The organism is Streptomyces sp. NPDC040545 (assembly GCF_055595065.1).
The window spans coordinates 228237-254513 of the sequence record NZ_JBVIWA010000010.1 but is presented as its reverse complement, the minus strand read 5'-3'; the positions used below and the strand labels follow the sequence as shown (position 1 = coordinate 254513).

Genomic DNA, 26277 nt, shown 5'->3' with positions numbered 1-26277 from the left:
GCCAGGTGCTCCTGGCCCGGGGAGGTGAACACCCGCAGGCCGGCGACTCCGACGGGGACGCCATCCGCCCGGCTGGCCAGCCAGGTCAAACGGTGGCTGCCCAGAGCGGGCTTGGTGAGCTGGGCGTGCACCTGTCCGGGTCCCGGTGGCGGTACTCCGGGCAGGTCGTGGGCCATGGAGGCGGCGACGACCTGGTGCCACGCGGCGGCCTCGGCGGCCGAGACGCTCTGGAGCGGATTGACTTGTACTGCTGTGGGCACGGTGATGGCCTTCGTGGTCGAGTCGGTTCGCGATTCTTCAGTCGGTGTGGCGTACGAGCGGCCAGTCGATGTCCACGCGGGCAGCCGTGGCGAGGTAGTTGGTGAACACGTTCAGAGCGACATGGGCGACGACCTCGACGATCTGCCCGTCGGACAGGCCGGCGCGCCGGGCCGCGGCCAGCTGCCCGTCGGCGACGGTTCCGCGGTCACGGACCATCACGGCGGCCAGATCCAGGACGGCGGCGGCCCAGGGGTCGTCGGCCTCGCCCCGGCGCGCACGGGTGGCCTCGGCCGCACTGAGCCCGGCCGTCCTGGTCCCGCGGAACGCATGCACGGACAGGCAGTAGTCGGACCCGTTCTCCTGCGCCACCAGCAACGCGATGCGCTCGCGCACGGCCGCCGACAGGGATCCCTGCGCGTTCAGGGTGGTGACGACGCCCAAGTACCCCTTCAGCACCGTCGGGTTGTTGGCCATGACCCTGGCCAGGTTGGGGACGACCCCCAGGGTCTGATGGGTGGCGGTGAACAGGGCTGCGGCTTCACCGGTCGCGATCTCCGGTTCAACGGTGTGGAGTGGCATGCGGGTAACCCTGCGGGTTGATCTTGATACATTCGCGATGCTTCTTCGATGCACGCACTGGTGACCCCGGGGGTAACGGCATGCGGTTCACGATCCTCGGCCCGGTGGAGGCCGTGGCTCCCGGTCCGGATGCGCCCGGCCTGGCGCCCCGTCATCGTGCCGTGCTCGCCTACCTGCTGCTGCATGCCGGCGTCGCGGTCAGCACGGATCGCCTGATCGACGCGATGTGGGGGCCGCTGCCGCCGGATTCCGCCCGCGCGCAGATCCAGACCACGATCGCCGCGATCCGGCGGATGCTGCGCGCTTCAGGAGCCGACCGGATGCTGGCCACGCGGCCGGCGGGGTACGTGATCACCCCCGAGCCGGGGCAGCTCGATCTGGACGAGTTCACCAGCCTGATCGCCAAGGCGCCGGCCGCCTCCGACGACCCTGCGGACACCGCGGACCAGATACGTACCGCGCTGGCGCTGTGGCGGGGAGAGCCACTGGCCGACATCACCGCCCACTACGTCCAGAGTGCCAGAGGCCGCCTGAACGGGCAGCTCCTGACCGCCGTCGAGCGCCTGGCCGAGCTGGAACTGGCCCGGGGGCGGCACGACGACCTCATCGACGAACTGTCCGTCCACGCGGCGGCCAACCCCTTGCGGGAACGGCTCTGCTGCCAGCTGATGCTCGCCCTGCACCGCGCCGGACGCCAGACCGACGCGCTGGACGTGGCGAGAACCTTCCGGGCGACCCTGGCCGAGGAGCAGGGACTGGACCCCGGCCACGCGTTCGGCAAGCTCGAACAGGACATCCTGCGGGACGCCCCGGATCTGCGGCCGCCGGTCACCGCGCCGGCGAAGTCGCAGGGCATCAACTTCCTGCCCTACGACGTCCCGGACTTCACCGGACGCGAAGGCGAGCTGGACGGCCTGATCCGCATGTGGTCGGGCGACAGCGGCGGCGTCGTGACGATTTCGGCGATCGACGGGATGGCCGGCGTCGGCAAGACGACGCTCGCGGTCCATGCGGGGCACCGCCTCGCGGAGCACTTTCCGGACGGACAGCTCTTCATCGACCTGCAGGCGCACACCGCCGGTCAGACGCCGCTCGACGCCGGCGCCGCGCTCGAGATCCTCCTGGGGCAACTCGGCGTGCCCACCCAGCGGATACCCGCGTCGGTCGCCGAGCGCGCCGCGCTGTGGCGGTCCGAACTCTCCGGCCGCCGCGTGCTGGCCGTGCTGGACAATGCCCTCGGCGCCGACCAGGTACGCCAGTTGCTGCCCGGATCCCCCCGCACCCTCGTCCTGATCACCAGCCGCCGACGGCTGACCGACCTGGACGGGGCACACGCGCTGTCCCTGGACGTGCTGCCCGCCGCGGACGCCGTGGAGCTGTTCACGGCGATCGTCGGCGAACGGGCGGCCGCCGAACCCCTGGCCGTCCTCGATGTCCTGCAACTGTGCGGATTCCTGCCGCTGGCCGTCCGCATCGCCGCCGCCCGCCTGCACCATCGCCCGCGCTGGACCGTCGCCTACCTGGCCGACCGGCTCCGCGACCAGCGCCGCAGACTCTCCGAGCTGGCCACCTCGCAGCGCGGAGTGGCAGCGGCGTTCACGCTGTCCTACGAGCAGCTGACTGCGGATCAGCAGCGCATGTTCCGGCTCCTGGGGCTCCAGCCGGGCCGTGACATCAGCCCCGAGGCGGCCGCCGCGCTGTCCGACCTCCCTCTGGAGCAGGCAGAGACCCTCCTGGAAGACCTCCTGGACGCCCACGTCCTGACCCAGTACCAGCTCGGCCGCTACACCTTCCACGACCTGCTGCGCGAACACGCCCTCGCCACCGCGGCCGCCCAGGAACCCCTGGTCGCCCAGCACGAGGCCCTCGGCCGGCTGTTCCACCACTATCTCCACACCGCGTCCGCGGCCATCGACCACCTCTACCCCGAGGACAAGAACCGCAGGCCCCGCATCCCCGCGCCCGACACCCCGGCCTCGCTGCCACAGGACGAGGCCGAGGCGATCACCTGGCTGGACGGCGAACGCGCGAACCTCATGGCGTCCGCCCAGTACGCGGCCGAGCACGACCGGCTCCCGCACACCAGCCAACTGGCCGCCACCTTGCACCGCTACCTGCTGGGCCACGCCCACCAGGCCGACGCGCTGGCCCTCTGCGGCCTGGCACTGCAAGCCGCCCGCCGGAGCGGCGACACGGCCGCCGAAGCGCGCACGCTCATCGATCTCGGCCAGGTGCACTTCTGGTGGCACGGCGCCTACGAGCAAGCGGCCGACCACTACCGGAACGCCCTGGACCTCGCGCGCGAGATCGGCGACCAGAGCCTCGCGGCCGCCGCACTGCAGGCCCTCGGCGCGGTCTCCAGGCGGCGGCGGGAGTACGACCAGGCCCACGACCACTGCGCGCGGTCGCTCGCGCTCTTCCGGGAGCTCGGCGACCGCGGTGGCGAAGCCAGATGCCTGACCGACCTCGGCATCGTCCACGAACGCCAAGGACGGTACGAGGACGCCCACGAGCACCAACGGCAAGCGCTGCACGCCTACCGGGAGACGGGATCCCGCATCGGCGAGACCGTCGTGCTGAACAACATCGGGCTGCTCTGCCAGCGACAGGGCCGCCACGACGAGGCCCGGCGCCGACACCACCAGGCCCTGGAACTGAGCCGGAGGTTCGACTTCCCGGGAGACGAGGCCGAGTCGCTCAACGCCCTCGCGGAGGCCGCCCGGTCCCTGGGCGACCTCGCTCAGGCCGTGGCCGAGCACGACGCCGCGCTGACCCTCGCCCGCGAGTTCAGCTACCGACCCGAGCAGGCCCGCGCCCACGACGGCCTGGCACGGGTCCACCGCGACCTGGGCCGCATCGACCTCGCCCACGACCACGCCCGACAGGCCCTCGACCTCTACACCGCCCTCGCCGTCCCCGAGGCCGACGAGATCCGCACCTTCCTCACCGGGCTGCCGCGTGCCTCAGGCGTGGCGTGAGGGCGTGGGTGCCATCGGGGCCGGACGGGGCAGCGGTACACCACCGAGCGGACCCGAATCGCTGAAATGTTCCCTCCTGACCGTCAGGTGCACCTGAAGCACTCCGGTCCAGACGAGCGCCGAGCCCAGCAGGTGGAGCATCACGAGGAGCGAGGGCAGGGCCGTCACCGACTGCACCAGCCCCACGAGGCCCTGGCCCAGCCATACGGCCAGGAAGGTGACGGTCTTGCGGCGCGCGGCGCCGGAGCCGTCCCTGGGCAGCGCCGACAGCAGAACTCCGGCCAGGACCAGGACCGCCCCGGCCAGTACGCCGTGAACGACGGTCACGGCCGTCCAGTCGAAGGGCATCCGCGGCACGTCGGAGGAGTCACCCGCGTGCGGTCCGGAGCCGGTGGCGAGCGTGCCCACGACGACCAGGAGGGCGGTCACCGCGACCAGGGCCGCCGACAGAGACCGGATCCGTGCGACGGACCCCGCCGCGAGCGGGACCGGTGCGGGGGTCCCGCCACCTCCGACTCCAGCGCCGGCATCGGCGTACGCCGCGTGCCAGGTGTACACGGCGGCGGTGAGCAGCAGCGTGGCGGCGAGGAAGTGCGCCGCGACGATGTACGGGCTCAGCCGCATCCATACGGTCACTCCGCCGACGACCGCGTTCAGTACGACGATCCAGAACTGTGCCCAGCCCCCGCGCAGCACCGCGGGCATCGGCTTCTCCTGGAGGCGCGCGGTGATGATGACCCAGCCCACCACCGCGCAGAGCAGCCCGGTCAGGAGCCGGTTGCCGAATTCGATGGCACCGTGCACGCCCATTTCCGCAGTGGGGGCCAGCGTCTCTCCCGTACACATCGGCCAATCGGTGCAGCCGAGACCGGAGCCTGTGACGCGGACGATGCCACCGGTCACGATGATCGCGATACTTGCCATGACCGAACCGAATGCGGCGAGCCTGACGCTTCTCGCACCGAGTACGCACCTGCCGGCAAGCCATGAGAGGGGGGTTCGCACGATCGGCCTTCCGTTGTTCTGCCATCCCGGCACTGGCGGAAGCCCAGCGTACGCCGGACGTTCGACCCGGAGTCCGGGGGCCGGACTTCATCGAGCGGGGAGCTTCACGGGTGAGCGGGAATCGGACAGAGTCCACGCGTGCACCCACGCGGCAGCAGGCGTTCCTCAGACCACGGAGAGCAGGTCCACCACGAAGACGAGCGTGGAGCCCGCCGGGATCAGCGGGGAGGGGGACTGGTCGCGGTAGCCGAGGCGCGGCGGAACGATGATCTCGCGCCGGCCGCCGACCTTCATCCCCCTGATGCCCCGGTCCCAGCCCTTGATGACCCTGCCGCCACCCACGGCGAACTTGAACGGCTGCCCCCGGTCCCAGGAGGAGTCGAACTCCGATCCGGACGCGAAGGTGACCCCGACGTAGTGCACCCGGACCACCCTGCCCGGCTTCGCCTCAGGGCCCTCCCCGATGACGAGGTCCCGGATGGTCAGCTCCTGGGGAGCCTCACCCTCCGGAACTTCGATCTCGGGCTTCGTCGGTTCACTCATCGCAGTCTCATCACTCTCCGCCGGAATGGATGACCACGCTACCGGGAATGCCGGCCGACCGAAGTGCACCGAACCCCACGGCGTGAACGAGGCGGAGCGCGGGGCGTCCGCTGCCGCTGCCGTCCAAGGAGCTGCCCCCCACCTCCGAGCTGCGGCGGGCACCGTCGCCGGACGCACGTCAGGATCCCCGTACGCAAGTCCGTCGGCCGTCTCCGCGAGGCATCTCGACCGCTCGGCGACCACCTCGACCGGACGATCCGGACGATCCGGACGGGAACCTACTGCGTCCATGTCCCCGATCCGGGCGTTCCTCCCTCGTGGTCCACATGATGGCTGAACGGCTGCGGCCCTGAGCGCTGCTCCGCGGCCGGTGCCCGAGTGGGGCCTCCACCCCGCGCGCAACGACCTCGGACGCTGTCGTACCCGACTCCGCAGACACCCCTCGGAAGGGACCATCTAGGATGTCGGCCGCGCGTTGATGTCACATGCGGTTGACGTCACGCCGGGTCGTGCCTCATGAGCAGTCTTGCGTCCTTGAGCCGTCCGTGAGCCGCCCGACCGGACGCGTCCGGGCAGCTGTTCCTACGGGGGAGAACTTCGGTGTTCGGAATCATCAGGCCATGCCGTCATCGCCTGGGCGAGGGCTTGCGTACCGAGTGGATGGCGCACCTGTGCGGGCTGTGCCTGGCTTTGCGCAGCGAGTACGGGCAGTTCGCGAGGGTGGCCACCAACTACGACGGCCTGATCGTCTCGGTGCTGACCGAAGCGCAGTCGGAGCGTACCGGGGACTGGCGGCGGGGTGCCGGTCCGTGCCCGCTGCGCGGGATGCGGTCGGCGGACGTGGCGCAGGGTGAGGGTGCGCGGCTGGCTGCGACGGTGTCGCTGGTGCTGGCCGCAGCGAAGATGCGTGACCATGTGGCCGATGGCGACGGCTTGCTGGGGCGCCGCCCGGTGGCGGTGGCGGCACGCCGGATCGCCCACAACTGGGACCGTGCGGGAGTCGCAGGCGGCGAAAGGCTCGGCTTCGACACCACGCTGCTGCTCGGGGCGGTCGAGCGCCAGCCGGACGTCGAGCGGTCGACGGGCCCCGGTGGCTCGCTGCTGACGGTCACGGAGCCCGCGGAGACGGCGACCGCAGCCGCCTTCGCGTACACCGCAGTGCTCACGGACCGTCCGGGCAACGCCGAACCGCTGGCGGAAGCCGGCCGTCTGTTCGGTCGGCTGGCGCATCTGCTGGACGCTGTGGAGGACCTGGACGCGGACGAGGCGTCCGGCGCGTGGAACCCGATCGCCGTGACCGGCGCGGACCGCGCCGAGGTGCGCCGGCTCTGCGACGACGCCGTCCGTGGCATCCGACTCGCCCTTTCCGACGCCGTGTTCGTCGACGGGCGACTGGTGTGGGCGCTGCTGGGTGGGGAGTTGGAACGTGCCGTCGAGCGAGTCTTCGACCCTCGGCATCGCCACCATCAGCACCGCCGCCAGGTGCGGGGCCCGCGCATGCTGCCCTGGCTGGGACGCCGTGCGGAGACGGAAACGCCCGCGGCCTGCGGCGTAGGGGAGCTTGCGGGCGGTGTCCCGGAAGGTGGGGCGATGGCCTCGGGCCGGCCGTCGGAGGGGCAGTGCCGACGGTGCGGCGAGTGGGGCCGGTTGTGCCGCGATTGCAGGCTGTGCTCCAGATGCTGCCGCTGCAACGAGGACGCCGGTCAGGATGACGGTGAGTCCTGGCAGTTCGGCGACGGCAACCGCAACGGCGGCTCGAGCCGGGATGGTTCCGGCAGGGACGGTTCCGGGAGCGACGGCTGGTTCGGTGGTCATGGCGGCGGCAACTCGGGTGGCTTCTCCGGCGGTTCGGGTGGCAGTCATGGGTCTGGTGGCTCTGGCGGTTCTGGTGGTGGCTCGGGTGACGGCTGCGGCAGCGGCGGCTGCTGCAATCCGTGCAAGTGCTGCTGCGACTGCTGCGACTGAACGACGGATGAGCCCGGGGTCGACGACGGCGGGCGCCGCCGGCCGTACCGCCCGCGCCCCTGCGACTCGGCCCCGGTGAAGCCCTCAGCGGTTGGTGGTGAGCAGTCGGCCTGCTCCGGAAGCCATGTCTTGGCCGTTCCGGATCGGCAAAATGGTTTGAGCTCGGGCGAGGGTACCGACAGGATCGGAGAAGACCGATGAGTTCTTCCCGGCGCCGCAGTCTGTCAGCGTGACCGCCACGCGCGGAGGACACTCACATGACGGAAGGCGCCATGCCCGCACCACACGAAACGCCCACCCCCTCGCCCGCCCGCGTCACCGCCGTGCTGCGGATTCTCGTGCTGTCCACGTTCGTCGTCTTCCTCAACGAGACGATCATGGTCAACGCGATCCCGCGGCTCATGCGCGATTTCGAGGTCACCGCAGCCGCCGCAGGGTGGCTGTCCACGGCCTTCATGCTCACCATGGCCGTCGTCATCCCGGTGACGGGGTGGTTCCTGCAGCGAGTGACGACCCGAACCGCCTTCGGCCTCGCGATGGCACTGTTCCTCGTCGGCACGGCCCTGGCCGCGGCCGCGCCCGCCTTCCCCGTACTGCTGGCCGCCCGCGTCATCCAGGCCAGCGGCACCGCCGTCATGATGCCGCTGCTCATGACGACGCTGATGACCCTCGTACCCACGCAGGACCGCGGCCGTGTCATGGGCAACATCACCCTCGTCATCTCCGTCGCACCCGCCCTCGGCCCCGCCGTCTCCGGTGTGCTGCTGCAGCTGGGGTCGTGGCGCCTGCTGTTCCTGGCCGTGCTTCCCATCGCCGGAGCCATGGCCATATTCGGTCGGCGCAAACTGGTCAACATCGGCGAGCCACAGGCCGCCCCGATCGACTGGTTGTCCGTCCCCCTGGCGGCAGCGGGCTTCGGCGCCCTGGTCTACGGCCTCAGCGGGCTCGGTGCCGAGAACGCGGCCCAGGCCCCCGTGCCCCCGGAGGCCACCACCCTGGTCGGCGCCGTGCTGGTGGGCCTGTTCGTATGGCGTCAGCTGGCACTGCAGCGCTCGTCCGCACCGCTGCTGGACCTGCGCGCACTGACGTTTCGCCACTTCTCCGTGGCGCTGGGCCTGATGTGCCTGTCCTTCATGGCCCTCATGGGTGCGTTCATCCTGCTGCCGATCTACTTGCAGGAGGTGTGCGGCCTGACCTCACTGCAGACCGGGCTGCTCCTCATCCCCGGCGGCCTGACCATGGGCCTGCTGGGACCACAGGTCGGCAAGCTCTACGACCGACTCGGCGCGCCACGCCTGGTCGTACCCGGAGCCGCACTCACAGCGCTTTGCCTCGCGCTGTTCGCCCTCACCGGCGAACAGACCTCGCCGTGGCTGGTGCTCGCCCTTCACGTGGCCCTGAGTGCGGGCATGGCGTTCGTCTTCACCCCCGTCTTCACCTCCGGTCTGTCCGTACTCCCGCCGCACCTCTACCCCCACGGCTCCGCCATCCTGGGCTCGCTCCAACAGGTCGCGGCCGCCGCCGGCACCGCCCTGGTCATCAGCGTCATGTCGGGGCACGCCGCCACGGCAGCAGCCGAAGGCGCCGACACCACCAGCGCCCTCGCCACGGGCATCCGGTGGGGATTCGGTATCGGCGCCGTGCTCGGCGCCCTGGCCGTGCTGGTCGCGTTGCTGATCCGCACCCCACCCGCTCCGCAACAGCCTGCTGCGTCGCAGACCCAGGACGAAGACGGCACCACAGCGGACAAAACTGCCCACACACCCACCTGATGCCCTGGTGATCGGCCCGGCGCTCGACGTGCCGATGAGACTGCCGCAGAAGGCGCCTGACGGGCAGAAGCCCAGGTCAGGCGCCTTCTTGCATGCCCCTGGAAGAAGCCGAGCCGCTTGGGGGAGTACGAGACGAGCATGTTCTTGGAGTGCTGGTGGTACACGCGCTGCATCACTCCTGACCAGGCAAAATGAAGGTATCTGCCTTCGGCGGGCCGGTGCTGGCCTGCCCGCAACTGGCCCGGATCTTGGTCGTGGGGGTGAGGTCGCACTGTCGTTCCGGGCCAGGGCCCCAAAGGATGGGCGTCGATGGAGGGCCTCAGAGCTCGGGGTGCGCCATGTCGGGCAGAGGCACAGCAGGATCACTGTTCCGGTCGGCTTGTCAGCGGTGGGTGAGCGCGGCGAGTCCCGCACGGGAGGCGACCAGCAGTCGGCCTCGTGGTGTCAGGGCCAGGGCTTCGGAGCACCACGGACCGTCCACCACCTGTCCGGCGGGCTCCCGGCCGGTCAGGTCCCATACCCGCAGGACCTGGCTCGAAATGACGTCGGGCGGCCCATCGGCATAGACGGGCTGGGCAGTGGTGACCGCCACCGGACGGCCCCGGCTGGGCACGCATCGCGGTCGGCTGCTCACCGTCGCCCTCGGGGCCCGAGTGCTTTTGGTGGCCGTGACGGTGATCTCGACTTCCGACGCCGCATGGACCCGGCCTCCCACGCCGTGACCTGCGAACGGGAGCGAGCAACATGATCAATACGCCCCAGGACCGCAGCGTAGATCGAGGCAAACCGGGGGACGCCGGGTAGGGGCGGAGTGGGCGCGCGGCGGTGTAGCGGTCTGGTCCGACCAGACTCAGATGTGGGTGGCATGGCAGTGGCTGTGGGCGAGTTCGGGTGGGCACGGGGCCGGGTTTGTGCCTCGGTCGGTACGCCACTCGATCAGTGAGATGCCCAACGCCGCGCAGATGGCGACGATGCCGACGCCGACGGACGCCGCCACGGCCAGCCGGTAGTCGTCCCTGCTCGAGGCCAGTACCAGGTAGTACGTGCCGGGCAGCGCGGCCGTCCCCACTGCCCCGCCCAGCCGCTGTCCGGTCTGCAGCGCGCCGCCTGCGGCGCCCGCCATCGGCACTGGCACATCCCGCAGCGTCATCGTCACGTTCGGGGAGATGACGAAGCCACTGCCGATGCCGCCCAGGAGGAGGGCCGGGACGGCGGCCCAGACGGCGACCGATGGCGGCGCGAACTTGAGCAGCAGGGCCGCTGCGGCGAGCCCGACGATGACGCCGACCAGGCCGAGCACGGTCAGCAGCCTGCCCATCCGCTCCACGAGCCGTCCGGCTACGACGGCCGCGCCCGCGGAGCCCACCGCGAACGGTGTCACAGCCAGTCCGGACTGCAGCGGTGAATAGCCCAGGCCGTTCTGGAAGAACAGTGCGAACACGATCCACACACCGCTGAATCCCATGAAGTAGAGCGTCGCCAGGCCGGCACCGGTGGCGTAGCCGCGGGTTTCGGTGATCAACCGTGGATCCAGCAGCGGTTGGCCGCCGTGCGTTGCGACTCGGCGTTCCCACCACCCGAAGCCGATCAGCAGCGCTGCCCCTGCTGGGAAGAGCCACCACAGACGGTGCAGGCCGCCTGAGTCGGCCAGGACCAACGGCAGCATGACCGCCAGGACACCGCAGCCAAGCAGGGCAACACCCGGCAGATCGAGGTGCCCTCTCTTGCCCGGGGCGACGCGGGGCAGCAGCCGATAGCCGAACACGAGTGCCACGGCGCCGATGGGAACGTTGACGAAGAAGATCCAGCGCCAGCCTTGGGGGCCGGTGGCCAAGGCGAGGATGAGGCCTCCGGTGATCGGACCGACCGCACTGGAGATGCCGACAATGGCGCCGAACAAGCCGAAGGCGCGAGCACGCTCGGCTCCGGTGAACATCTGCTGGATCAGCGCGGAATTCTGAGGAGCGAGGCAGCCGGCGGCGACTCCTTGCGCCATGCGGGCGATGACGAGCAGGGTGATCGTCGGGGCGGCCCCCGCCGCGACGCTGCACAGGACGAAGGCCGCGAGCGCCCAGAGGAAGATACGGCGCCGGCCGATCGCGTCGCCAAGTCGACCGGCCAGCACCAGTGCCAGGGCAAACGTCAACGCATACCCGGACACCACCCATTGCACGGACGCCGGGGAGGCGCCCAGTTCCCTCTGCATCGAGGGCAGGGCGACCGCGACGATCGTCACGTCAAGGAGGATCATGAATCCCGCCACCAGGGTGACCCACAAGGCATGCCACCGGCTCGGGCCCGGCTGGCCTGCTGACGTCGCCTTGTCTGGTTGGCGCCTACTCGGTTTCACGGAGGCTCCTGCCATCGAGGACGTGATCGACCCGAGCGGGCAGCGGTCAGCAACCCGTGCGCCGACTCGGCCGTGACGCCATGCGTGAACCAAGTGGTCCAACGCCCGCGCGCCGAAGACCTAGCGTAGCCATGGTGATCGCGCTCCCCGGTGGAAGACGCGTTGGCGCGGCCAGTCAGTCGGCACCTGCGGCGCGGTGGGCGTCAGACCTCGTTGTTCCACATGCGGAACACCGTGGGCCGTCTACATCCTGCGCGAGACGTTCTCCTACAGCCATGCCGAGATCGCCGAGATCCTCGACATCACCGAGTCCGCAAGCCAGCGGCACCTCCACCGGGCCGGGCGCCACATCACCACGGCGCGCTGCGGACGCGGCGAACTCGACCCGGCCTCCGCCCGCATGATCGTCGAGGAATTCCTCGCCGCCGCCTCCTCGGGCCGCATCGAACGACTGGTCGCGCTGCTCACCGACGACGCCACCGCGATCTCCGACGGCGCCGGCCTCACCAAGAAGCGGGTTCAAGCCGGGTGCGGATGCCGTGACGCCGTGGCCGTGGCCTCGGCCCGCCTCACCCTGGCTCGCCGCCGGACCCAGGTCATCACGAGGACGAGGGCCGCTGCTGCGCCGTACGCGATGTTGCTCAGCGACGGCTGGAAGTGGAGCGTCGGGGCGAGGACGTACACGGCGGCGCCTGCCAGGGGGATGCCGAGCCATTCCCAGCGTCCGTCCAGGGCTAGGAGGGCGATCAGGAGCAGCGCGTACCAGGAGTAGCCGGGGGTGAGGAGGACGAAGGACCAGCCGGTGACCAGGAGGGCGCCGCTCCAGGGGCGTCGAGGGTCGCCGCGCCACATCACGTACAGGGACACGACCACGACGATGACGAGCAGTACGGGGAAGGCCCAGGTGTCCGGCAGGACCAGGCGCAGGAGCGAGTAGCGGGACCCGGCCGAGGCGTCGTCGTAGCCCTCCTCCTCCACGTAGCCGCCGAGGTAGCCGAAGACCGAGCCGTGCGAGAGGAGGACGTACGGGAGGTAGGCGACTACGACGAAGGCAGCGGCGGGCAGCAGTACGACGGCCGCGTCGCGCACGCGGCGGACCCCGGACAGCGCCCCGGGCAGGACGACGGCCGGCATCAGCTTCGTGGCGACGGCGGCGCCGATCAGCACTCCGCCCGCCGCGCGCCGCGTCTGCGCCCGGGAGGCGACGAGGCCGAGTCCGGCGACCGCGAGGAGCACGCCCAGGACGTCGACGTGGGCGTTGTTGACGGCCTCGACGGGGACGGCCGGGCACCAGGCCCAGTACGCGGCCTTGCGGAGGTCGTCGCCGCGCCGTCGCAGGATCAGGAGGAGCGTGCCCGTGACGCCGAGGGAGACCAGGGCGGCGCCGATCTGGAGCGGCTTGTGCCGGGCGCCGGCGGGGGACAGCCGGTCGACGGCCAGGAAGTACGCCTCGGCGACGGGCGGGTAGATGGTGTGCACGGCGGGCCTGTTGATACGGGTGCAGCGGCGCGTGCCGTCGGTGTGCGGGACGGGTGCGAGGTCCGGGCCGGTGCAGGCGGCGCCCGTGGGGAACAGCCAGGGGTCGCGCAGCTCGGCGAGCGCCGGATCCTGGGGGGTGTGGTCGTACGGGGACACGCCGGCGGACTGGACGCGGCCGTCCCAGGCGTAGCGGTAGGAGTCGGTACTGGTCCGTGGCGGCCCCATCAGCCCGGTCAGCGTGACGGCGACGGCCCCCGCGGCGATCAGCCACGCGACGCTGCGAGCCGGGACCCGGCGCAGAGGCGGCAGTGCGACGCTGAAGAGTGCCCAGCAGGCCGCGTACCAGCAGAACAGGCCTACGGCGTCGCTGAAGTAGCCCCCGTACATGATGGTGCGGGCGAGGAGCGTCGTGAGTGCGGCAAGGGCGAGGGCACAGATCACCAGCGCGGTGCGAGGAGTGAGGGCGGTAAGGGCTTTCACCTGCGGAATCGTTCCAGGGATCGGCTCTCCCATGGGCCGTGCCGTCTCGGATGTCCGCGTTTCGTAAGGTGTTCCGGCAGCCTGCTCGGGCCTCGGCGGGGGTGTGATGGGGGCATGCGTTTCACCCTGCCCTCCGGGCCGCCCGTCACCTTCAAGGCGCGCCTGCACGATGCCCGTACCGCGACCGCCATCGGTCGCTGGCTCGGCCTGGCCATGGCCGTCTGCTTCGCGACCGGAGTACTGAGCCACTACCTCCAGCACCCGCCGGGATGGCTGGCCGACCGGCTGCCGAGCCGCCCGTACTGGGGTTACCGGCTCACCCAGGGTCTGCACGTGGCCTCCGGGATCGCCGCGATCCCGCTGCTGCTCGCGAAGTTGTGGGCGGTCTACCCGCGGCTCTTCGCCTGGCCTCCGGTGCGATCGGTCCTCCACGCCCTGGAGCGGATCTCGGTGGCGGTCCTGGTCGGGGCCGGACTGTTCGAGCTGTTCACGGGGCTGCTGAACACCTTCCAGTGGTACCCCTGGCCCTTCAACTTCGTTCCCGTGCACTACGCGGTCGGCTGGCTCCTGCTGGGATCGCTGCTCCTGCACGTCGCCGTGCAATGGCCGAAGATCCGCGACCACTTCACGCGGCGTTCCCCCGGAACCCTGGCCCTGCCCGAGGCCGACGGGCCGGACCGGCGCCAGCTCCTCCTCGGCGTCACCGCCGCGGTCGGAGCGGTCACGCTCACCACGGTCGGACAGTCCGTCACCGCGCTCGGCCCGCTGGAACTGTTCGGCCCGCGCAGCCCCGCCCACGGGGCCCAAGGGCTCCCCGTGAACCGGACGGCCGCCGCCGCCCGCGTCTCCGAGGCCTCCTTGGCCGACTGGCGGCTGACCGTGGACGGGCCGCGCCCGTACACCCTCACGCTGGACGAGTTGCGCGCCATGCCGCAGTACGAGGTGACCCTGCCCATCGCCTGCGTGGAGGGCTGGAGCAAGTCCGCCCACTGGACCGGGGTGCGGGTACGGGACCTCCTGGAGCGCGCGGGCGGCGGCCCGGGATCGCGGGCCCGGGTGGTCTCCCTGGAAGCGGCCGGCGCCTACCGGGTGATGGAGATGGGACGCCTGTACGCGCAGGACCCGCTCACGCTGCTCGCGCTCCTGCTGAACGGCGAGGTGCTGTCACTGGACCACGGCTACCCGGCGCGGATCATCGCCCCGAACCGGCCCGGCGTCCTGCAGACCAAGTGGGTCGGCCGACTGGAGGTGGCGTGATGAACTTCCGATACGTGACGGGCGGATTCGGGCTGGTGTGCGCGGCCTGGGGCGGGTACCTGCTCCTCCAGCAGCCCGAGCCGTGGCGGATCGCCGGCTGGCTCGGGGGTGCGGTCGTGGTGCACGACGGGGTCGTCGCACCCGTCGTGATGGCGATCGCCGTCCTCGTCGCGGTGGCGGGCCTGCGCCTGCGCGGGGTTCCGCGTGCGGCCCTGATCGTCGCGGGCTCCCTGACCGCCATCGCCCTTCCCCCGCTGCTGCGTGCGGGGGGCGTGGCCAACCCCACCGTCCTGCCGCTCGACTACCTGCGCAACTGGCTGCTCGCCCTGGCCGCCGTCGCGCTGTTCACCCTCGCGTACGTCGGCGTGCGTGCCGTGGCGCGCCGGGTGGGCCGGGAGAGCCGTCGGGCCTGATCGGAGCGGTGCCGCGGAAAGCCACCGGGTTCGCGCATTGTTCTTGAATGGTCATTCATGTATTTTCTTCTCATGCCCAGACCGCGAGAGTTCGAGCCCGACGCCGTCCTGAACGTGGCCATGCTGCGGTTCTGGGAGCGCGGGTACCGAGCGGTGTCGGTGGAGGACCTGGTGAAGGCGACCGGAGTCAAGCCCGGCAGCCTCTACAGCGCCTTCCCCGGCGGCAAGCGCGCGCTGTTCCTGAAGTCGCTGGAGCGGTACTCGAAGCTGGTCGTCCCCCAGAAGCTGGGCGAGCTGGAAGCTCCGGGCGCCTCGGTGGGCGAGATCCGCGGCTACTTCGACGGGCTGGTGCGCGATCTGCTCAGCCCCGAGGGCCGGCAGGGCTGCCTGCTCGTCAACACGGCGATCGAGAACGCAGCCGAGGACGACGAGGCGGCGGCCGTCGTCCGCGGACACCTGGCCCGGCTGGAGCGGTGCATGACCCATGCACTGGAGAACGCGGCCCGCCGGGGGCAGGTGCGCCCCGCGCTGGACTGTTCCGGCAGTGCCAAGCTGCTGGTCGCCGCCTGCCAGGGGCTGATGGTCGTCGGGAAGGCGAACCCCGATGAGACGCTCCTGCGCGCGATCGTCGACAACGCCTTCGACGCTCTCACCTGACGGCGGGGCGTACGGGCCACCGTTCGAGGTGGCCCTTTTCTTCGCACCAATAGTTGAATGAGTGCTCAAGAATGGAGTCAGTACATGAAGGCCATCGTCATCTCCGCCCACGGCGGACCCGAGGTGCTCACCCTCACCGAACTGCCCGATCCGGTGCCCGCCGACGGCGAAGTGCTGATCCGCGTCGCGGCGTTCGGCCTCAACCATGCCGAGGCCTACATGCGCAGCGGCGCCTGGGGGAAGGTCGCAGCCGTCCCCGGGATCGAGTGCGCCGGCGTGGTGGAGGCCGACCCGTCCGGTGAACTGCCCACAGGGACACGGGTGGTGGCGATCCTCGGCGGCATGGGGCGGACCCGCAACGGAAGTTACGCGGAGCTGGTGACCGTACCGGCGACCAATGTGGTGGCCGTGCGCTCGCAGCTGGACTGGGCCGCTCTGGCCGCGGTCCCCGAGGTGTACGCGACGGCGTGGAGCGGCCTGTTCGGCAATCTGGACCTGCGGCCGGGCGAGACCGTCCTGGTGAGGGGAGCTACCTCCTCGCTCGGCCAGGCAGCGGTCAACCTGGCGGTCGACCACGGTGCGACCGTCCTCGCCACGACCCGGGACCCGCTGCGGGCACCCCTGCTGAAGGAGCTCGGAGCGGCCGACGTACTCATCGACGACGGCGCGCTCGCCACCCAGGTCGCGGAGCGGGAGATCGGCGTCGACGCGGTGTTCGACGTCGTCGGCAACAGCGTCCTGCGCGACTCGCTGGCCCTGGTCCGGCCGCGCGGCCGGGTCTGCCAGCTCGGCTTCCTGGGCGGATTCGAACCGGTGCGGGACTTCGACCCCATCGCCGATCTTCCCAGCGGGGTCCGGCTCAGCTTCTTCGGCAGCGCCTTCGTCCTGGGCACGCCCGAATTCCCGCTCACCGGCGTGCCGTTGGACGAGATATACGCCAAGGTCGAGGCCGGTGTCCTGCGGGCCCGGCCTGCCCGGGTCTTCCGGTTCGACGAGATCGTCGAAGCCCATCGGGCCATGGAGGCCGGAGCGGCCCTCGGGAAGATGGTCGTCACCGTCGGCTGACCCCCGACCTCCCGTCAGCCCGCCGAGGGGTGCCTGGCCGGGGGTTTGGACTCCGGGGGGTCCGCACTGCCGCGGACCCCACCCGGCTCTTCGCCGCTCGGCAACCGTCAGCGCGTGAGGTGCACGAAGCGCCGGCCCGCCGCCTGCCAGGTGTCGTACGGGGTCCACCCCGCGGACCTCGCCGCGGCGCACAAGGCGCGGGTGCCGAGCCGGGCCCACCAGAAGGAGGCTCCGCGGCCACCGGAGCCGTCCTCGACGTACACCTCGACGCGCTCGTCGACGTCGGCCGCGGCCACCTCCACCAGCAGGGAGCCGCCAGGTGCGGTCAGTTCGGCGGCGCGGCGCAGCAGGGCGGCGGGGTCCCCGCCTATGCCGATGTTGCCGTCGATGAGCAGGACGGTGCCCCAGCCGCCTTCGCGGGGAAGCGGGTCGAACACCGACCGGCACAGGGCGCTGCCGCCCGCCCGTACGGTCCGGGCCACCGCCTCGGGTGTGACGTCCACACCGAGTGCCGTGTGCCCGAGCGCGGCGAGGGCGGCGACCAGTCGGCCCGGGCCGCAGCCGATGTCGAGGACGGGCCCGGTACACCGGGTCAAGACGGTGTCGTCGGCCGCGTCGGGCTCGGCGCACCACCGCTCGACCTCCAGCGGCAGCAGCCAGCCGTCACGCCGACGGAGGAACAGCGGCCCCTGCCCCGTGCGGAGGGCGACCGCGTACGGATCCGCCTGCCAGGTACGGGTGGCGGGCTCGGCGAGCTGGGCGGTCATCGGGTCACCGCGCACAGGTCGTGGTGCAGGGCGGCGAAGCGCGTCCGCGGGGCTGCGGCCGCGACCCGCTGCGCGTCGGCGGGGGTGTCCACGTCGCAGAGCTCGGGCAGGTCCCGTACGGAAAGCCCCGCATCGGTCAGGCGCTGCCGCTGGACCTCGCCGGTGTGCGCCACGGACATGGGGACGCCGAGCAGCAGGTCCGGGTCGGGGTCGGCGAGGCCGAGGGCCCAGAACCCTCCGTCGTCGGCGGGCCCGAACCAGGCGTCCGCCTCGGTGAAGTCCAGCCCGGGCGCCAGCAGTTCCGGGGTGACCTGCGGCGTGTCCATGCCGACCAGCAGGGTAGGTCCTGCGGTGAGGGCGAACGCGGCGGCCAGCCTGGCGTCGAGGCCGCCCGTCCCCTGCGGGACGACCTCGATCCCCTCCGGGATCCAGGGGCCCGGCTGTCCGTCGAGGACCAGGACACGCCGCTCGGCCGGGGTTGCCAGGACCGTCGCGAGGGTGTCCTGGAGTGAGGCGAGGGCCAGGTCGGCTGCCTGCTGCGGGGTGAACACCGTGGTCAGACGCGTTTTCACACGCCCCGCGACGGGCGCCTTGGCGATGACGAGGAGGGTGCTCATGCGGAGATCCCCTCGGTCGGTGCGGGGCGGGCGCCCGGCGGCTCGGCCAGGACCCGGCGCATGTCCCGTACGGCGTGCCAGGTGCCCCGCCAGGTTCCGGTGACCTTGGACTTTCCCGAGCGGGGCAGGTACGGGATGTCCGTCTCGGCCACCTTCCAGCCGGCGTCGGCTGCCCGTACGACCATCTGGAGCGGGTAGCCGCTGCGCCGGTCGCTCAGCCCCAGGCCGAGCAGCGCCTCGCGGCGCGCCACCCGCATCGGTCCGAGGTCGTGCAGCCGCAGTCCGGTACGGCGGCGCAGCATGCGGGCCAGGGCGATGTTTCCGGCACGCGCGTGCGCGGGCCAGGCGCCGCGGCCCTGCGGGCGGCGCCGGCCGAGCAGGAGATCCGCCTCCCCGGCGGCGACCCGCTCGGCCATGCCCACGAGCAGTCCGGGGTCCATGGAGGCGTCGCAGTCGCAGAAACAGACCAGATCGGCCCGGGCGGCGAGCAGCCCGGCGTGGCAGGCGGCGCCGAAGCCGCGCCGGGTCTCGTGCACGACGGTGGCGCCGAGACCGCGGGCGATGTCGGCCGAGCCGTCGGTGGAGCCGTTGTCGACGACGATGGCCCGCCACCCGGCCGGCACCCGCGCCAGCACCCAGGGCAGGGCCTCCGCCTCGTCGAGGCACGGCAGTACGAGGTCCGCGCGGGGCGGACGACAAGCAGAAGGAGTCACCCTCCACACCGTAGGAACCGAAGGGCGAAGAAGGGCGCCCGAAGACCTTACGAAACGCGGACACCGCGTCGCGCGGCGGCAGACACGTGCCCGCACGGGCCGGGCGCGATGTCACTCCTGAGGCATGGCATCCAGTACCGAAACCGACCCCGGCCCCGCCCGCCTCCGGCGACATCACGGGCCGCGTCCTGGTCGTCGACGACGACCCGACCGTTTCGGAGGTCGTCGCCGGCTATCTGGAGCGGGCCGGGTTCACCGTGCACCGGGCGGCCGACGGCCCGGCCGCGCTGGAGGCCGCCGCCCGGCACCGGCCCGACCTCGTCGTCGTCCAGACCGGCCGCGAGCAGGCCGCAGCCGGTGCTCGTACGGAGGACCGCCATGCGTGACGTGCTGTTGATCGCTCTGTACGCCTTCCTGGGCGCGGCGGCCGCCGGGATCCTCGGGGCCGTGGCGCTGCGGATACTGCGCCGGCGCAGCGTCGCCGTGTCCGCGATGCTCGCCGGGACGCTCGCGGTCGCGTGGGCGATGTTCCTGTCCTCCCACGACCTCGCCGTGGTGACCACGGTCGCCGCGATGGCCGCCGCCGTCTCGTTGGGCACGGCGCTGCTGCTGGGCCGCCAGGTCGTACGGCGCTGCCGGGAACTCGTCCGAGCGGCACACGACTTCGGACGGGACGGCACCTTCAACGCTCCCGCCGTACCGGCCCCCGCCGTACCGGCCCCCGCCGAACTGGCGGCACTCAGCCGCGAGCTGGCCCTCACCAGTGAGCGCCTCGCCGCCTCGCGCGACCGCGAGCGGGGCCTGGAGACCTCGCGGCGCGAGCTCGTGGCCTGGATCTCGCACGACCTGCGTACGCCGTTGGCCGGGCTGCGGGCGATGTCGGAGGCGCTGGAGGACGGAACGGCCGCGGATCCGGACCGCTACCACCGCCAGATGTGCGCCGAGGTGGACCGCCTCAACTCCATGGTCCCGACCTGTTCGAGCTGTCCCGCATCCATGCCGGAGCCCTCTCCCTCAACCCCACCACGGTCTCCCTCTACGACCTGGTGGGCGATGCGCTGGCAGGAACCGATGCGCTCGCGCGCGAACACGGAGTGCACCTGGCAGGCGCGTACGTCGCTCCACTGCCGGCCGAGGTCGACGGCAAGGAGATGACGCGGGTGCTGTCGAACCTGCTGGTCAACGCCATCCGCACACCCCGGCCGACGGAACGGTCGCGATCGCTACGGAACGCCGCGCGGACGCGGTGGTGCTGTCCGTCACCGACGCCTGCGGCGGCATCCCGCAGGAAGACCTGCCCAGGGTCTTCGACACCGGCTGGTGGGGCAGTCAGGCCCGTACCCCTCCCTCGGGCGCGGGCCTGGGCCTGGCGATCGTCCGGGGCATCGTCGAGGCCCACTCCGGGCGTGCGGACGTCCACAACGTGCCCGGCGGCTGCCGCTTCGAACTGACCCTCCCCGCACCTGCGTAGGCCGTACGGAACCGGCCGACGACCTCGGCCGGTTCCCGGGCTCAGCCGGTCACACCGGCCGACTCGCGCTGGCCGGCCCGCGCGAACTCGGTCATGCCGTCGGCGAAGCCGACCGCCGGACGCCAGCCCAGCTCCTTGCGCAGCCGGGCGGAGTCGGCGGTGATGTGCCGTACGTCGCCGAGGCGGAACTCGCCCGTCACCACCGGGGCGGGTCCGCCGTGAGCCGTGGCCAGCGCGGTGGCCATCTCGCCGACCGTGTGCGGTTCCCCGCTGCCGGTGTTGTACGGGGTCAGAGCCCCGGCCTGCCGGCTACCGACCGCCTCGAGTGCCACTGCATTGGCCGCGGCCACGTCCGTGACGTGGACGAAGTCCCTTCGCTGCGCACCGTCCTCGTAGACCCGGGGTGCCTCGCCCCGGGCGAGCGAGGAGCGGAAGAAGGAGGCCACCCCGGCGTAGGGGGTGTCGCGCGGCATCCCCGGGCCGTACACGTTGTGGTAGCGCAGCGACACCGCCCGGCCCTCCACGCACCGGGCCCAGCTCGCCGCGAGGTGCTCCTGGGCCAGCTTCGTCGTCGCGTACACGTTCCGCGGATCCGCCGGGGCGTCCTCGCCGACCAGGCCCGGCGCGAGTTCGGCCCCGCAGTCGGGGCACCGGGGTTCGAACCGGCCCGCTGTCAGGTCCTCGTGCCGACGCGGCCCGGGCCGTACCGTCCCGTGCCGCTCGCACGTGTACCGGCCCTCCCCGTAGACCACCATCGACCCGGCGAGCACGAGCTTCCCCACCCCGGCGGTCGCCATCTCCGCCAGCAGCACCGCCGTCCCGAGATCGTTGCAGCCGACGTAGTCGGGGGCGTCGGCGAAGTCCTTGCCGAGGCCGACCATGGCCGCCTGGTGGCAGACCGCGTCGATTCCGCGGAGCGCGGCGCGGACGGCGACGGCGTCCCGCACGTCGGCGCGCACGAACTCGGCGTCGGGCAGCGGCGGCGTGCCGGGGTGGGCGGCGGGCAGCAGGGCGTCGAGCACGACGGGGTCGTGCCCGCGGTGCTTGAGGGCGGTGACGATGTGGGAGCCGATGAACCCGGCCCCTCCGGTGACGAGGACGCGCATGCTCCCGACGCTACGCAGTGCGCAGCCCCCGAGGGGGCTCCCACGCGTGCACGTAAGACTTCCGTCATACGGGAGCGGCGGGAACTGCGGCGGGGGCGTCACGGCCGGGTGGCTCCGAGCGGGACGTCAGTGGTGGCTGAGGTGGTAGTGGTCCTTCCAGATGCCGTCGCCGTCGTCTCCGCACACGACCATCCGCCCTCGGCGTACGGCGGTTGAGGCTGCGCTGGTGTCGAAGACACCGCCCCAGGTTGCCCTCATCAGCGGCCGCTCCCGCGCCGGCCGACCACATGTCGCGATGATCACGGAAAGGAGGCCGTCCGGGGGAATCAGTGGTCCGGAACGCACCACGGTCACGGGTCGGGGCGAGACGTGGGGGTGACCGCTCTTGAATACCGGGCCTGGAGCGCCGGCTCCTACGCGCGGGCGATCCACGCCCCACGGCGCGCCCTGTCCCTGTGCGATGCGGAGGGCTGGTCCTTCCCCCTTGACCTGGAAAGGTGGTGCGCCCGGGCGGACGCGGCAGACCGGACCGTGCTGCGCCGGTGCACCGGCCGGGTCCTGGACATCGGATGCGGCGCCGGCCGCATGGTCGAGGCGCTGGTGGGGCGTGGCCACCACGTCCTCGGTATCGACGTCTGTCCCGTCGCAGTGATCACGACCGCCTGCCGGGGCGGTTCTGCGGTGAGCAGATCGGTCTTCGACCCGCTCCCCGCCGAGGGTCGGTGGGGAACGGCGCTGCTGATCGACGGCAACATCGGGATCGGTGGCGAGCCCCGACGGCTGCTGCAACGGATTCGGGAGGTCATTGCTCCGGAGGGTCTGCTCCTGGTGGAGACCGCTTCCGGAGAGGTGGACGAGCGGCGTCGTGTCCGGATCCAATCCGGCCACCGGCCGGTCAGCACCGCTTCCCCTGGGCCGTGGTCGGGGCCACTGCCCTCCGCCGTCACGCCATGGCGTCGGATGGGCCGAGGCCGAACGGTGGACCAGCGGGCGGGGACGTCACTTCGTCGCGCTGCGCGCCTGCCGCTGAGCCCGGCTCCAGCGCCAGATCCGTACGACCAGGACCACGGCCGAGGCCGCGAACAGTGCCCCGGTGATGAGGAGCCAGCGGCCGAGGAACCCGTCCGCCGGAAGGGCGGTCGCGGCCGTGTAGTGCTCGACCCGGCGGAGGACCAGCGGCCACCAGACGAGCAGCAGAACTCCGGAGACGAACGCGGGTACACGGACGTAGTTCACGCTCACCCGTGGCACGGGCGGAGTGGGGCCGGCTCCCCGCTTGAACAGCGCTTGCGCCGCCCGGTCGGTCACCGAGTACAGGGGCAGCAGGACCAGGTCGTGGAGGAGGGCCGCTCCGACGAACCACACGGCCACTGCGAGCGTGTCCCCCTCGAACAGGCGCAGACCGGCGTAGACGGCGAGGGCGAAGGAGACCAGGACGAGGAGCAGGTGCAGGGGGGAGGCTCCGTAACGACGCCGGAAACCGGCCGGGGCGCTCATCCGGTCCCTCCGAAGGTCAGGCGGGTGACCCACTTCGTGTTGTGGACCCCTGGAGCTCCCGCGACGATGGCCCGCGCCGGGTAGCCGTGGTCGGCGGCGAGGATGGCCCCGTTGACGCGGACGGCCAGGAGGGATCGGCTGTCGCGGACCTGGTGGTCGCTGAGCACCGCCGACCTGAACGAGCCGCCACGCTGGACCGATTCGACGAGGACCTCGGGCGTGTTCACACCGAGCCCGACGAGCGCGGCCAGATCGGTGAGCCGGACTCCGCCCCACCGCTGGTCGGTGGTGGACCAGCCCTCCACACAGGCGATGGGCAGGGCCGACTCGTGCTGCGTCATGGCCAGCAGCTGCCCGTACGTCAGGTCGACCTGACGCCCCGGGCCGCGTACGGTCAGCCGCCACGCCGGCCCGACGTCGCTGGGCCGGATGCCGACCGAGGCGGCGGTCTTGTTGATCTGGAACCCGTTCGGGCCCGAACCCGGGTCCCGGCCGTGAGGGGCCAGCAGTGCGGTCCGCCGCCACCATCCACCGATGCTCTGCCCCGCCGTGACGACCAGCAGGGCCACCGACCCGAGCCCCACCATGGCCAGGGCACCCCGGCGGGAGATGGTCGGCGCCGCGGGGCGGGGCGAGACCAGCCCGACCGCCTGCTCGGTACCCGCCGCAGGCTCCCCGCGTCGCGCCCGTACGGCCCGCAGGGCCCTGGGCAGCCGGAAGGCCACGTGGACGACGAAGGCGCCGATGAACACCCAGGCCCCGTAGAAGTGCAGGGTGTAGAAGGAGCCGGGGAAGATGTAGTGGAGCTGGACGTTGAGGATGCCGGTGACGAACTCGAAGCCGGCGCCGCCGACCAGCAGGAGCAGGGACAGCCGCTCCAGAGCGTGGCTGATCGAGCGGATCGGTGGCCACTCGAACAGCTTGGGAATGACCGACCACAGCTTCGCCAGAAGGACCGGCACGAGGACGATTCCCAGCGTCGTGTGGACACCCTGGGTGAGTCGGTAGAGCCAGTACGGGGAAGTGGGCCAGGAGAAGAGGTAGAAGCCGAGCCATCCCTTGTTCGGCGTCTGGTCGTTGACCGCCGCGAGGTCGGGGTTGTACGCCGCGTACGACAGCAGGCCCGTCACGAAGAGCACCGTGATCCCGAACAGCAGGACCAGCCCGAACACCGCGGTCAGCCACGGACCGCGCAGCGGACTGCGCCAGAACTCCGGACGAGCCGGCCCCGGGGGCGGACCCGCTCCCAGAGCCGTGCTCCCGGCCTCTCGCAGCCGCGTCAGCGGACCGGACCGGACCTTCGGCGGGGCCGGCTTCCGGGCGCCGGGAGCCCGACCGGGCGGAGGCCCGGCCGCAGGAGGGGTGTCAGTCTTCTCCGACTCCTTGCCCGTTGGCGGTGGCACCTCGTCCGGCTGGCCCTGCCCGATGCCCCTCGCGCCCATCGGGCACCTCCGTCGACCGCCGATTTCTACCTTTTCTTTCTATTTCGCCAGCTAGAAGAACATGCCGCACCGATGCCGCACCTGCTCCGGCGACACGCCAAGTGGAGGGAATCCCCGCCGAGCTCTCACGCGGCGAGGCCTACGTCGAGGATCTTGGCGGCCTTGCCGATGGATCCGGGCGTGAGGTGGCGGTAGATCGTGAAGGTGATCCGTCGGTTCCATGGAGTGGCGGAGGAGGTAGCCGTCGACAGTGCCGTGTTCGTTGGTTTACCACTTGAAAAAGGGCAGCTGGTGCGGACCGTTGGCGATAGCTGGTCCGGAAATGGTCCGGATCTTGGCCCGGCGGGGAAGGAGGAGAGACGGGGCGTTCTGGGAGTGATCGGCACTGGACTGGCCGTCAGCCGAGCGCCGCACCTCGGGTTGGTCCGCCGCTGTACCGCCAACTCTCCTATGGCCGGTGGTCATCACAGAGCAATCCGGCCGCGTAGAAGCGTGCGGGTGCTCCGCAACTCTCAGTCTTAGCCGATCATACGGTTCTTCCCCGGGCCGCATGAGCCGGCTGATCGCACCGAGGGCGAGGCGCGATTCCTGGACCGTTCGAGGACGCGGTCGTGGACCGTCGAAGAGCAGGTCAGCCCACCCGGAGACCGACCGCCAGCGTCAGTTCGAGAACCCGGTGCGGCGACCCGAGATCCGGGAACAGCTCCCGCAGCTGCGACATCCGGTACCGAACGGTCTGGGGGTGGACGAACAACGCCGCCGCCACCTCGTCCCGCCTGCCCTGGTGCAGCAGCCACGCCCGCAACGTCTCCTCGAGCCGCCGCGCGGTCGCGGCCGGCAAGGTCCGCAACGGTGCGAGGGCTCGGGCGCGCAGGTCAGCGAACGCGTCTGCGTCGGCGCTCAGTACCAGCTCGGGCAGGTGGTCCTCGGTGTCGCGGATGTCGGAGGAGAGGGAGCGCGCGCGTACGGCTCGTGCGTACGAAGCGGACGCACGCGTCCACGGCCGGGCCGGGCCGACCACGGCGGTGCGGTCGGGCAGCTGCCTCAGGAGATGTGCTCGGTCGGCATCGGGGACGAGCAGCACGCCGGAGGCGTCCGGCAGATCGTCGAGGACAAGGGTGCCCGGGTCGAGCGCGCGGTAGGCCGGCCGGGCCTGGGCGGCGGGCAGCAGGACTGCGGTCAGCGAAATCGGCGGCTGCCACCCGGCCCGTCGAGCAGCGGCAAGGAGCACGTCCGGGCTCGCGCCGGAGAGCAGGTCGCGGGCCAGTTGTTCCAAGTGGCGCTCGTGGGCCCGGCCCCGGGCGGCCAGTTCGTCGGCGTGGCCCGCGGCGCTCGCGGCGGAGAGCTCGTCGATGTAGGCGAAGGTCAGCTCGGCGAACTTGGCGACCTGGGCGGCGGGCAGACCTGCGGGTACGGCACGTGCGGCCAGGCCTCGCCAGGCCACGCGGGCACCGACGCGGTAGGCGCTGAGCAGGGCGTCCATCGAACGGCCGTCGCGGACCTCGCCGCGGCCCAGCTCGTAGGCTGCCTCGCCGGCGTCGCCGCCCGTGGCGTTCCCGCTCGCGAGGTCAAGGTAGAGGCCCAGGGCGGTGCGGACGGCTCGGCGGATGGTGGCACCCATGCGGCCCGACAGGGCGTTGGCGTAGGGCGGGACCTCGTCGATGATCGCCTGGACGACCTCGTCGGCGGTGGTCCTCAGCGCGGCCCGAAGCGCGGTGACCGTCGCGTCGTCCAGGACCAGTTCGCTGGCCCTCCGGACTGCATGGCTCACGTTTCTGTTCCCTGCGAACAATTCGACCGATCATTTTCACGTCCTGCGGACAGGACTTTACCCCCTGAAGTACATCAAGCTGGGGTCAT

At 71.7% G+C, this 26277-nt stretch carries 21 protein-coding genes and 5 pseudogenes; 11 read left to right on the top strand and 15 right to left on the bottom strand.

From position 1 onward, the window contains the following. Both ACZ573_RS21190 and ACZ573_RS21185 read right to left on the bottom strand, forming a co-directional pair. Positions 1 to 260: pseudogene (locus tag ACZ573_RS21190) on the bottom strand (hypothetical protein); the annotation flags it as partial. 37 nt (positions 261 to 297) lie between these two features. Next, positions 298 to 840, bottom strand: coding sequence for a carboxymuconolactone decarboxylase family protein (locus ACZ573_RS21185; protein ID WP_471306372.1), 543 nt, complete (start codon positions 838 to 840; stop codon positions 298 to 300). A gap of 80 nt (positions 841 to 920) precedes the next feature. On the opposite strand from ACZ573_RS21185, the gene ACZ573_RS21180 reads away from it, so the two are divergent. Continuing rightward, on the top strand, positions 921 to 3818 hold the full coding sequence (locus ACZ573_RS21180; protein ID WP_471306370.1) for an AfsR/SARP family transcriptional regulator: 2898 nt from the start codon (positions 921 to 923) through the stop codon (positions 3816 to 3818). Here the strand turns inward: ACZ573_RS21180 and ACZ573_RS21175 are convergent. Together ACZ573_RS21175 and ACZ573_RS21170 are read right to left on the bottom strand one after the other, a co-directional pair. After that, positions 3804 to 4742, bottom strand: coding sequence for a COX15/CtaA family protein (locus ACZ573_RS21175; RefSeq protein WP_471306369.1), 939 nt, complete (start codon positions 4740 to 4742; stop codon positions 3804 to 3806). The genes ACZ573_RS21180 and ACZ573_RS21175 overlap by 15 nt on opposite strands. Before the next feature lie 246 nt (positions 4743 to 4988). Further along, complete coding sequence (locus ACZ573_RS21170) at positions 4989 to 5366, bottom strand: FKBP-type peptidyl-prolyl cis-trans isomerase (RefSeq protein ID WP_471306366.1); 378 nt, start codon at positions 5364 to 5366, stop codon at positions 4989 to 4991. Positions 5367 to 5966: 600 nt separating this feature from the next. On the opposite strand from ACZ573_RS21170, the gene ACZ573_RS21165 reads away from it, so the two are divergent. Next, complete coding sequence (locus ACZ573_RS21165; RefSeq protein WP_471306363.1) at positions 5967 to 7331, top strand: DUF5685 family protein; 1365 nt, start codon at positions 5967 to 5969, stop codon at positions 7329 to 7331. Positions 7332 to 7603: 272 nt separating this feature from the next. Next, the gene (locus tag ACZ573_RS21160) at positions 7604 to 9103 is read left to right on the top strand and encodes a DHA2 family efflux MFS transporter permease subunit (RefSeq protein ID WP_471306360.1); all 1500 of its coding nucleotides are present in this window, start codon (positions 7604 to 7606) and stop codon (positions 9101 to 9103) included. Positions 9104 to 9485: 382 nt separating this feature from the next. On the opposite strand, the gene ACZ573_RS21155 is transcribed toward ACZ573_RS21160, so the two are convergent. Both ACZ573_RS21155 and ACZ573_RS21150 read right to left on the bottom strand, forming a co-directional pair. Next, a complete protein-coding gene (locus ACZ573_RS21155; protein ID WP_471306357.1) occupies positions 9486 to 9695 on the bottom strand; it encodes a hypothetical protein in 210 nt (69 codons plus the stop codon). Between the two features lie 258 nt (positions 9696 to 9953). Then, positions 9954 to 11468: an MFS transporter gene (locus ACZ573_RS21150; protein WP_471306354.1), complete on the bottom strand. Its 1515-nt coding sequence runs from the start codon at positions 11466 to 11468 to the stop codon at positions 9954 to 9956. Positions 11469 to 11691: 223 nt separating this feature from the next. Here ACZ573_RS21150 and ACZ573_RS21145 point away from each other — a divergent pair. Further along, positions 11692 to 12042 (top strand): annotated as a pseudogene (locus tag ACZ573_RS21145) (sigma factor-like helix-turn-helix DNA-binding protein); the annotation flags it as partial. Here the strand turns inward: ACZ573_RS21145 and ACZ573_RS21140 are convergent. Next, complete coding sequence (locus ACZ573_RS21140; RefSeq protein WP_471306353.1) at positions 11973 to 13412, bottom strand: glycosyltransferase 87 family protein; 1440 nt, start codon at positions 13410 to 13412, stop codon at positions 11973 to 11975. The pseudogene ACZ573_RS21145 and the gene ACZ573_RS21140 sit on opposite strands and share 70 nt — an antisense overlap. 114 nt (positions 13413 to 13526) lie before the next feature. On the opposite strand from ACZ573_RS21140, the gene ACZ573_RS21135 reads away from it, so the two are divergent. The 4 genes from ACZ573_RS21135 (at position 13527) to ACZ573_RS21120 (ending at position 16804) form a co-directional block, all read left to right on the top strand. Further along, a complete protein-coding gene (locus ACZ573_RS21135; protein WP_471306350.1) occupies positions 13527 to 14669 on the top strand; it encodes a molybdopterin-dependent oxidoreductase in 1143 nt (380 codons plus the stop codon). Further along, positions 14669 to 15082, top strand: coding sequence for a hypothetical protein (locus tag ACZ573_RS21130; protein WP_471306347.1), 414 nt, complete (start codon positions 14669 to 14671; stop codon positions 15080 to 15082). Before ACZ573_RS21135 ends, ACZ573_RS21130 begins: the two co-directional genes overlap by 1 nt. A gap of 72 nt (positions 15083 to 15154) precedes the next feature. Beyond that, positions 15155 to 15739, top strand: coding sequence for a TetR/AcrR family transcriptional regulator (locus tag ACZ573_RS21125; RefSeq protein WP_471306345.1), 585 nt, complete (start codon positions 15155 to 15157; stop codon positions 15737 to 15739). An 84-nt stretch (positions 15740 to 15823) separates the two neighbouring features. Next, the gene (locus tag ACZ573_RS21120) at positions 15824 to 16804 is read left to right on the top strand and encodes a zinc-binding dehydrogenase (RefSeq protein WP_471306341.1); all 981 of its coding nucleotides are present in this window, start codon (positions 15824 to 15826) and stop codon (positions 16802 to 16804) included. 107 nt (positions 16805 to 16911) lie between these two features. Here ACZ573_RS21120 and ACZ573_RS21115 read toward each other — a convergent pair whose 3' ends face one another. The 3 genes from ACZ573_RS21115 to ACZ573_RS21105 are packed head-to-tail and all read right to left on the bottom strand — an operon-like array spanning position 16912 to position 18901. Continuing rightward, positions 16912 to 17571 (bottom strand): class I SAM-dependent methyltransferase, encoded by a 660-nt coding sequence (locus ACZ573_RS21115; protein ID WP_471306339.1) that lies wholly within the window; start codon positions 17569 to 17571, stop codon positions 16912 to 16914. Then, positions 17568 to 18188: a TIGR04282 family arsenosugar biosynthesis glycosyltransferase gene (locus tag ACZ573_RS21110; protein WP_471306337.1), complete on the bottom strand. Its 621-nt coding sequence runs from the start codon at positions 18186 to 18188 to the stop codon at positions 17568 to 17570. Before ACZ573_RS21110 ends, ACZ573_RS21115 begins: the two co-directional genes overlap by 4 nt. Continuing rightward, positions 18185 to 18901, bottom strand: a complete 717-nt coding sequence (locus ACZ573_RS21105; RefSeq protein WP_471306334.1) for a glycosyltransferase family 2 protein — start codon at positions 18899 to 18901, stop codon at positions 18185 to 18187. Before ACZ573_RS21105 ends, ACZ573_RS21110 begins: the two co-directional genes overlap by 4 nt. A gap of 86 nt (positions 18902 to 18987) precedes the next feature. Here ACZ573_RS21105 and ACZ573_RS21100 point away from each other — a divergent pair. After that, positions 18988 to 19230: pseudogene (locus ACZ573_RS21100) on the top strand (response regulator); the annotation flags it as partial. Positions 19231 to 19279: 49 nt separating this feature from the next. Next, positions 19280 to 20372: pseudogene (locus tag ACZ573_RS21095) on the top strand (sensor histidine kinase). A 41-nt stretch (positions 20373 to 20413) separates the two neighbouring features. Here the strand turns inward: ACZ573_RS21095 and ACZ573_RS21090 are convergent. Both ACZ573_RS21090 and ACZ573_RS21085 read right to left on the bottom strand, forming a co-directional pair. Further along, complete coding sequence (locus ACZ573_RS21090; protein ID WP_471306331.1) at positions 20414 to 21478, bottom strand: NAD-dependent epimerase/dehydratase family protein; 1065 nt, start codon at positions 21476 to 21478, stop codon at positions 20414 to 20416. A gap of 126 nt (positions 21479 to 21604) precedes the next feature. Continuing rightward, positions 21605 to 21736 (bottom strand): hypothetical protein, encoded by a 132-nt coding sequence (locus ACZ573_RS21085; protein WP_471306328.1) that lies wholly within the window; start codon positions 21734 to 21736, stop codon positions 21605 to 21607. 327 nt (positions 21737 to 22063) lie between these two features. Here ACZ573_RS21085 and ACZ573_RS21080 point away from each other — a divergent pair. Further along, positions 22064 to 22288: pseudogene (locus ACZ573_RS21080) on the top strand (class I SAM-dependent methyltransferase); the annotation flags it as partial. 189 nt (positions 22289 to 22477) lie between these two features. Here the strand turns inward: ACZ573_RS21080 and ACZ573_RS21075 are convergent. The 3 genes from ACZ573_RS21075 to ACZ573_RS21065 all read right to left on the bottom strand — a co-directional run bounded on the left by ACZ573_RS21075 (position 22478) and on the right by ACZ573_RS21065 (position 26188). Further along, the gene (locus ACZ573_RS21075; RefSeq protein WP_471306324.1) at positions 22478 to 22975 is read right to left on the bottom strand and encodes a hypothetical protein; all 498 of its coding nucleotides are present in this window, start codon (positions 22973 to 22975) and stop codon (positions 22478 to 22480) included. Beyond that, on the bottom strand, positions 22972 to 24225 hold the full coding sequence (locus ACZ573_RS21070) for a molybdopterin-dependent oxidoreductase (protein ID WP_471306405.1): 1254 nt from the start codon (positions 24223 to 24225) through the stop codon (positions 22972 to 22974). Before ACZ573_RS21070 ends, ACZ573_RS21075 begins: the two co-directional genes overlap by 4 nt. Positions 24226 to 25048: 823 nt before the next feature. Continuing rightward, complete coding sequence (locus ACZ573_RS21065; RefSeq protein WP_471306322.1) at positions 25049 to 26188, bottom strand: PucR family transcriptional regulator; 1140 nt, start codon at positions 26186 to 26188, stop codon at positions 25049 to 25051. Between the last annotated feature and the right edge of the window lie 89 nt (positions 26189 to 26277).

What these genes read in the sequence shown, in the direction of transcription:
- ACZ573_RS21150 (WP_471306354.1), bottom strand. Translation starts at nt 11,468, where the DNA reads ATGGCAGGAGCCTCCGTGAAACCGAGTAGGCGCCAACCAGACAAGGCG.
- ACZ573_RS21130 (WP_471306347.1), top strand. Translation starts at nt 14,669, where the DNA reads ATGAACTTCCGATACGTGACGGGCGGATTCGGGCTGGTGTGCGCGGCC.
- ACZ573_RS21125 (WP_471306345.1), top strand. Translation starts at nt 15,155, where the DNA reads ATGCCCAGACCGCGAGAGTTCGAGCCCGACGCCGTCCTGAACGTGGCC.
- ACZ573_RS21110 (WP_471306337.1), bottom strand. Translation starts at nt 18,188, where the DNA reads ATGAGCACCCTCCTCGTCATCGCCAAGGCGCCCGTCGCGGGGCGTGTG.
- ACZ573_RS21085 (WP_471306328.1), bottom strand. Translation starts at nt 21,736, where the DNA reads ATGAGGGCAACCTGGGGCGGTGTCTTCGACACCAGCGCAGCCTCAACC.
- ACZ573_RS21175 (WP_471306369.1), bottom strand. Translation starts at nt 4,742, where the DNA reads ATGGCAAGTATCGCGATCATCGTGACCGGTGGCATCGTCCGCGTCACA.
- ACZ573_RS21185 (WP_471306372.1), bottom strand. Translation starts at nt 840, where the DNA reads ATGCCACTCCACACCGTTGAACCGGAGATCGCGACCGGTGAAGCCGCA.
- ACZ573_RS21090 (WP_471306331.1), bottom strand. Translation starts at nt 21,478, where the DNA reads ATGCGCGTCCTCGTCACCGGAGGGGCCGGGTTCATCGGCTCCCACATC.
- ACZ573_RS21170 (WP_471306366.1), bottom strand. Translation starts at nt 5,366, where the DNA reads ATGAGTGAACCGACGAAGCCCGAGATCGAAGTTCCGGAGGGTGAGGCT.
- ACZ573_RS21075 (WP_471306324.1), bottom strand. Translation starts at nt 22,975, where the DNA reads ATGAGCGCCCCGGCCGGTTTCCGGCGTCGTTACGGAGCCTCCCCCCTG.
- ACZ573_RS21135 (WP_471306350.1), top strand. Translation starts at nt 13,527, where the DNA reads ATGCGTTTCACCCTGCCCTCCGGGCCGCCCGTCACCTTCAAGGCGCGC.
- ACZ573_RS21180 (WP_471306370.1), top strand. Translation starts at nt 921, where the DNA reads ATGCGGTTCACGATCCTCGGCCCGGTGGAGGCCGTGGCTCCCGGTCCG.
- ACZ573_RS21115 (WP_471306339.1), bottom strand. Translation starts at nt 17,571, where the DNA reads ATGACCGCCCAGCTCGCCGAGCCCGCCACCCGTACCTGGCAGGCGGAT.
- ACZ573_RS21160 (WP_471306360.1), top strand. Translation starts at nt 7,604, where the DNA reads ATGCCCGCACCACACGAAACGCCCACCCCCTCGCCCGCCCGCGTCACC.
- ACZ573_RS21120 (WP_471306341.1), top strand. Translation starts at nt 15,824, where the DNA reads ATGAAGGCCATCGTCATCTCCGCCCACGGCGGACCCGAGGTGCTCACC.